General features: G+C 72.4%; 4 protein-coding genes. 3 read left to right on the top strand and 1 reads right to left on the bottom strand.

The window, feature by feature from the left end; translation table 11 throughout:
- Nucleotides 1-211 precede the first annotated feature (211 nt).
- The gene (locus tag KBB57_RS16800) at nucleotides 212-2,065 is read right to left on the bottom strand and encodes an ABC transporter ATP-binding protein (protein ID WP_290752626.1); all 1,854 of its coding nucleotides are present in this window, start codon (nucleotides 2,063-2,065) and stop codon (nucleotides 212-214) included.
- Between the two features lie 217 nt (nucleotides 2,066-2,282).
- On the opposite strand from KBB57_RS16800, the gene hemF reads away from it, so the two are divergent.
- The 3 genes from hemF to KBB57_RS16785 all read left to right on the top strand — a co-directional run bounded on the left by hemF (nucleotide 2,283) and on the right by KBB57_RS16785 (nucleotide 6,367).
- Entirely contained in the window at nucleotides 2,283-3,173 is an 891-nt protein-coding gene (gene hemF, locus KBB57_RS16795) for an oxygen-dependent coproporphyrinogen oxidase (RefSeq protein WP_290752622.1), read from the top strand.
- Nucleotides 3,174-3,276: 103 nt separating this feature from the next.
- On the top strand, nucleotides 3,277-3,741 hold the full coding sequence (locus KBB57_RS16790; protein WP_290752620.1) for a hypothetical protein: 465 nt from the start codon (nucleotides 3,277-3,279) through the stop codon (nucleotides 3,739-3,741).
- Nucleotides 3,742-4,516: 775 nt separating this feature from the next.
- Nucleotides 4,517-6,367 carry a potassium/proton antiporter gene (locus tag KBB57_RS16785; protein WP_290752618.1) on the top strand — a complete coding sequence of 617 codons (1,851 nt, stop codon included), beginning with the start codon at nucleotides 4,517-4,519 and terminating at the stop codon, nucleotides 6,365-6,367.
- Nucleotides 6,368-6,382 lie beyond the last annotated feature (15 nt).

Below are 6,382 nucleotides of genomic sequence, written 5' to 3'. Positions count from 1 at the left end.
GGCGACCGCCCCGAGCCGCGCCAGCGGCCGGAGTCTGGGTTCCGCGGACGGCGACGGGCTGGTCTCCCGGTAGAGATCCATGTCCTCCGCCACCCGCCATGCCGCTATGCACGCAACATACTTCCACAACGGGCGCGACAGTCCACCCCGGAAATACGCGCGCGAAGCGAGTATCGCCCCGCGCGCTCCGCCGGCCGTGCCGCAGGCTCGGCTACTCGGCCGCCTCCAGCGACGGCGCGCAATCGATGAAGCCGCCCGACTGCCGCTCCCAGAACCGGGCATAGAGCCCGCCGCGGGCGAGCAGCCCGGCATGGTCGCCCTCCTCGACGATCCGCCCGTCGTCGAGGACGACGATCCGGTCCATCCGGGCGATGGTCGACAGCCGGTGCGCGATGGCGATCACCGTCTTGCCCTCCATCAGCCCGTAGAGCGTGTCCTGGATCGCCGCCTCGACCTCGCTGTCGAGCGCGCTCGTCGCCTCGTCGAGGATCAGGATCGGCGCGTCCTTGAGGATCACCCGCGCCAGCGCGATGCGCTGCCGCTGGCCGCCCGAGAGCTTCACGCCGCGCTCGCCGACATGGGCGTCGTAGCCGCGCCGCCCCTCGCCGTCCTCGAGCCCGAGAATGAACCCATGCGACTCCGCCCGCTTCGCCGCGGCGACCACCTCCTCCTCGCTTGCCTCCGGCCTGCCGTAGAGGATGTTCGCCCGCACCGAGCGGTGCAGCAGCGACGGGTCCTGCGTCACCATGCCGATCTGCCGGCGCAGGCTGTCCTGCGTCACCGTCCGCACGTCCTGCCCGTCGATGCGGATGGCCCCGCCCTCGGTGTCGAAGAACCGCAGCACGAGGTTGACGAGCGTCGACTTGCCCGCGCCCGAGCGCCCGACCAGCCCGACCTTCTCCCCCGGCCGCACCACCAGCGCCACGTCGCGCAGGCCGCCCATGCCCCGCCCGTAGTGATGGCTCACCCGGTCGAGCACGATCTCGCCGCCGGTCACCTCGAGCTCCCGCGCCTCCGGCGCGTCCGGCAGCGCGATCGGCTGGGCGATCGTCTCCATCCCCTCGCGGATGATGCCGACGTTCTCGAAGAGCGACGACAGCGACCACATGATCCACCCGGTCATCGCGTTCAGCCGCAGCGTCAGCGCCGAGGCCGCCGCCACCGCGCCGACGCTCGCCGCGCCCTCGCTCCACAGGAGCACGCCCCCGCCGACGACCGCGACGATCAGGAAGCCGTTCAGCACGGTCAGCCCGAGCTCCATCAGCGTGATCAGCCGCATCTGCGCCGCGAAGGTCACCCGCGCGTGCTCGATCGCCTCCCCGGCATAGGCCTCCTCCGAGCGCGTATGCGCGAAGAGCTTCACCGACTGGATGTTGGTGTAGCTGTCGACGATCCGCCCGGTGATCTGCGAGCGCGCGTCCGAGAACGCCTTCGACGCCCGCCCCACCCGCGGCACCGTCCACATCACCAGCCACACGTAGAGCCCGAGCCACACGATCAGCGGCGCCGCCAGCCACGGATCGACGTCGCCGAGCAGCCAGATCGCCCCCACGAGGTAGATCCCGGCATAGATCACCGCGTCGAAGGTCTGGAACACCGCCTCGTTCACCGCCGGCGCCGTCTGCATCAGCCGGTTGGCGATCCGCCCGGCGAAGTCGTTCTGGAACCAGCCGACCGACTGCCGCAGCACGTGCCGGTGCGACCGCCAGCGCACCAGCGTGCCGACGTTCGGCATCAGCGACTGGTTGAGCAGCGCCGCGTTCAGCGTCTGCGCCACCGGCCGCACCAGCACGATGAACGCCGCCGCCAGCGCCAGCTCCAGCCCGTGCCGCGTCCAGACCTCGCTTGGCCCCGTGTCGCCGAGCAGGTCGACCAGCCGCCCGGAATACCAGATCAGCGCCACCTCGATCAGCGCCACCGCCAGCGCCGTGACCGCCGCCCAGACGAGCACGCCCCGCAAGCCGCGGAGATAGCCCATCAGGAACGGCCACAGCCGCGCCGGCGGCGCGTCGGCGTCGGGATAGGCGGCATACGGGTCGACGAGCGACTCGAAGTAACGAAACATCGGGAAAGCCTCAGTCAGGATTGACGACAAAGCGGGCCTCACGGCCCTCGTCCGGGCCGGTCAGGAAAGAACGGGGATCCGGATTCGCTCCATCGACGGCCTCCTGCTGGGTGCGGCGGCCTTCCTACCGCAATCCGCCCCGCCTGTCACCCCCCTGCCGCCCGCTGGACATCGGCGCGAACCTGTCCCAAACGGCGGCCAAGGACGGGAGGGGCCCATGGGGATCGCCATCGCAGACGAGCAGAAGGCCCGCGCCGCGGTCTGGTTCGAGGACCTGCGCGACCGCATCTGCGCCGCCTTCGAGGCGCTCGAGGACGCCCAGGACGCCGGCCCCTTCGCCGGCCTCCCGGCCGGCCGCTTCCAGCGCAAGGAGACCCGCCGCGCCGCCGAAGGCGACGGCGGCGGCGGCGTCATGTCCGTCATGCGCGAGGGCCGCGTCTTCGAGAAGGTCGGCGTCAACGTCTCGACCGTCCACGGCCGCCTCGACGACCGGGCCCGCCGCAGCCTGACCGCGCGCAAGGAGATCCCCGGCCTCGACGCCGACCCGCGCTTCTGGGCCTCCGGGATCAGCCTCGTCGCCCACATGCGCTCGCCGCTGACCCCGGCGGTCCACATGAACACCCGCATGTTCTGGACGCCCGCCGGCTGGTGGTTCGGCGGCGGCGCCGACCTCAACCCGATGATCGAGGACGCGGCCGACACCGCCGACTTCCACGCCGCGCTCAAGGCCGCCTGCGACGCCCACGACCCCGCCTACTATCCGCGCTTCAAGGCCTGGGCCGACGACTACTTCCTGATCCGCCACTGGAACGAGCCCCGCGGGGTGGGCGGCATCTTCTACGACGACCTCTGCACCGGCGACTGGGAGGCCGACCTCGCCTTCACCCGCGACGTGGGCGAGGCCTTCCTCGCCGCCTTCCCGCCGCTCGTCGCCCGCCACATGCGCCGCCCCTGGACCGAGGCCGAGCGCGAGATCCAGCTCGTGAAGCGCGGCCGCTACGCCGAGTTCAACCTCGTCTACGACCGCGGCACCAGGTTCGGGCTGGAGACCGGCCACAACCCCGAGGCGGTGCTGATGTCGCTCCCCCCGGTGGCGAAATGGCCGTGACGCAACCACGCGGCCCCTGCCGCATTAACTGAGCAATTGCACCCTGCTTGATCGAAGCGGGCGGCTGCATACCCTCCCGTAGTCGACGCATTGCGAGGCCTCGATGACGCCCTCTCCCTTCCGCGACCAGGACCTCGGCATCGGGGCCGACGAGCTCCTGAGCCTCGCGGGCTCCTACCACGCCGCCGCCGAGACGCTGCTCGGCGCCGAGGCCGACGCCGCCACGCGCGCGCCCGCCCGCTTCTGCGCGCTCCAGGCGATCGAGCTCTACCTCGACGCCTTCCTGCGCGCGCTCGGGGAATCCCCCGGCCGCCTGCGCGCCCACGGCCACGACCTGCGGCTGCGCGCCGCGCTCGCCATCGAGCTCGGCCTCGAGATCCGGCGCAAGACCGCGCTCCACCTCGTCCGCCTCACGCTCGACCGCGAGAACCTCGCGCTGCGCTACGGCCCGATCCGCCCGCTGGAGCCTTGCGAGCTCAACCGCCTGCGCCGCAGCCTCGACGAGATCGGCAGCAAGGTCCGCGCCGCCGTCGCCGCCGCCCCCCACCCCCGCGGCGCCGCCGCCTGACGCCCTCCTCCCTTCCCGCCCGTAGCCGGGAGCCTCTGCTCGACCGCCGGGCCGGGGCGGGACAAGCGAACGCGCCGGCCTGCGGCGGCCGCGGCCACACTGCACAATAGTGGAGCCGAAGCCCGTCCGAAGGTAGGTCGCGACGGTGACGCCAGACGGATTTGACCCGCGGCAAATCCGTCCGCGATCGCCCCTGCGGGGGGCGAGCGCGATTCCGCGCTCACCGGGGCGACCACGGACGGATTGCGCGCTTCCGGAGAAATCGGCGCCCCTCACGGCTTCCGCGCGCAACCGCGCTCCAGCCGTCGGCGCGGCGAAAGCAATGCTTTCGCCTGTCGCGCCGGGCCTCGCGGGCAAGCCCGCTTCGGTCGCTCGCGGCTCCGTGGATTCGACATGGCAGGCAGGCGTCGTGCCGTGTGGTCTGCCGCGCGCCCACACGGCCGCATACGAAGAATCAATGGGTTAGGTAATTTTCACGCGTGAACACCCGGTCGGCCGCGCCCTCGCCGGCACGTCGAGGCGGAACCGGTCCCGGCCGGACCGCGCAACCCGGCACCCCCCCGAGCGCCCCCCGGTCGGCTCCCGCCGCGGCCCCTACCCCTTCTTCTTCTCGCCTCGTCCTCTCGGAAAGGGGGGGAGACCAACTCCGGAGCGCAGAGGCGCCCCGTCGATCCTCCCAGCCTTCGGACGATTGCCCCGACCCCACGCAAGCCCCGCGCTTGCGCCGGCCGGACCACGCCGCGATAGTGACTTCGCCGCACCCCGCGCGCGATCCATGACTCCGGAGCAGACCATCGCGATGGCGGGTCTCGACATCGTCAACACCGCCATCTTCATCGGCGCGGCGCTCGTCGTGCTCGGGATCTTCTCGAGCCTGATCGCCACGCGCTTCGGCGCGCCGCTGCTGCTCGTCTTCCTCGTCGTCGGCATGCTCGCCGGCGAGGACGGCCCGGGCGGGCTCCGCTTCGACAACTACCGCCTGACCTACATGGTCGGCTCGGTCGCGCTCGCCGTCATCCTCTTCGACGGCGGCCTGCGCACCCGGCTCTCCGTCTTCCGCGGCGTGCTCGCGCCCTCGCTCACCCTCGCCACCCTCGGCGTCCTCATCACCGCCTCCCTCGCGGCCGTCGCCGCCTGGGCGGCGCTCGGCCTCACCCCGGTCGAGGGCCTGCTCCTCGGCTCCATCGTCGCCTCGACCGACGCCGCGGCGGTGTTCTTCCTGCTGCGCACCGGCGGCCTCCGCCTCCAGCACCGCGTCGGCTCGACCCTCGAGATCGAAAGCGGCACCAACGACCCGCTCGCGGTCTTCCTCGTCGTCGCGCTCAGCCAGTACATCCTCGCCGGCGCCCATGCCTCGGCCTGGCACCTCGTCCTCGAGCTCCTGAAGGACGGCGCCCTCGGCGCGATCATCGGCGTCGCCGGGGGCTTCGGCCTCGTCGCCGTGCTCAACAACGTCGCCATGCCCGGCGGCCTGCACCCGCTCTTCACCGTCGCCGGCGCGGTCCTCGTCTACGGGGTCAGCGAGCTCACCGGCGGCAGCGGCCTCCTCGCCGTCTACCTCGCCGGCCTCGTCCTCGCCAACCGGCCGACCCGCGCGTATCCCTCCATCGTCGGCTTCCACGACGCGGCGACCTGGCTCTGCCAGATCGTGATGTTCCTCGTCCTCGGCCTCCTCGTCTCGCCCACCCGGCTCGTCGACTACGCGCCGCAGGGCCTCATCATGGCGCTCGTCCTCACCTTCATCGCCCGCCCGGCCGCGGTCTGGCTCTGCCTCACCCCCTTCGGCTTCACCACCACCGAGAAGCTCTTCGTCGCCTGGGTCGGCCTGCGCGGCGCGGTGTCGATCTTCCTCGCCGCCATCCCGACGCTCGCCGGCGTGCCGCACGCCCAGACCTTCTTCAACGTCGCCTTCTTCGTCGTGCTGCTCTCGCTCCTCGTGCAGGGCTCGACGCTCACCCGCGCCGCCCGCCGGCTCGGCGTGGCGCTGCGCCAGTCGGTGCCGAGCGCCAGCCGGGTCGAGATCGACATCCCCGGCCAGACCGAGCAGGAGATCGTCGGCTACGCCGTCACCTCCGACAGCGTGATCCTCGGCCTGTCGCGGCTCCCGGCCTTCGCCCGCCTCGTCATGCTGGTGCGCAAGGGCCAGATCATCGACGCCGCCGCCGCCGGCGGGCTCCAGCCCGGCGACTACGCCTATTTCCTGATCCCCCGCGAGCGCCTGCCCCGCCTCGACAGCCTGTTCCGCGAGAGCCCCGAGGTCGCCCGCCGCCTCGGCCTGCTCTTCGGCGAGCTTCCCCTCCGCGGCGAGACCCCGGTCGGCGAGGTGGCGCAGTTCTACGAGCTCGACCTCGGCGCCGACGACGACCCCGACCTGCACCTCGCCGACTGGGTCGCCGCCCGCCTCGACGCAAAGCCCGCCCTCGGGGCCAGCCTGCCGATCCCCGGCGGCCGCCTCGTCATCCGCCGCCTGGAATCCGGGCGCGTCTCCAGCCTCGGCCTCCAGCTCGACGAGCTCCTCCAAGTCGACCCCGACGAGGCGATCCTGCGCCTCGAGCCCGGCGACGACCACGTCGGCCGCCTCCGCCGCTTCCTCGCCGCCCTCCGCCGCCGCGCCGACCGCGCATGAACGGAAATGGCAAGC

It is taken from the genome of Amaricoccus sp. (assembly GCF_017993425.1).
GTDB lineage: Bacteria > Pseudomonadota > Alphaproteobacteria > Rhodobacterales > Rhodobacteraceae > Amaricoccus.
The sequence above is the reverse complement of the archived record's forward strand: the minus strand, read 5'-3'. Positions and strand labels throughout refer to the sequence as shown.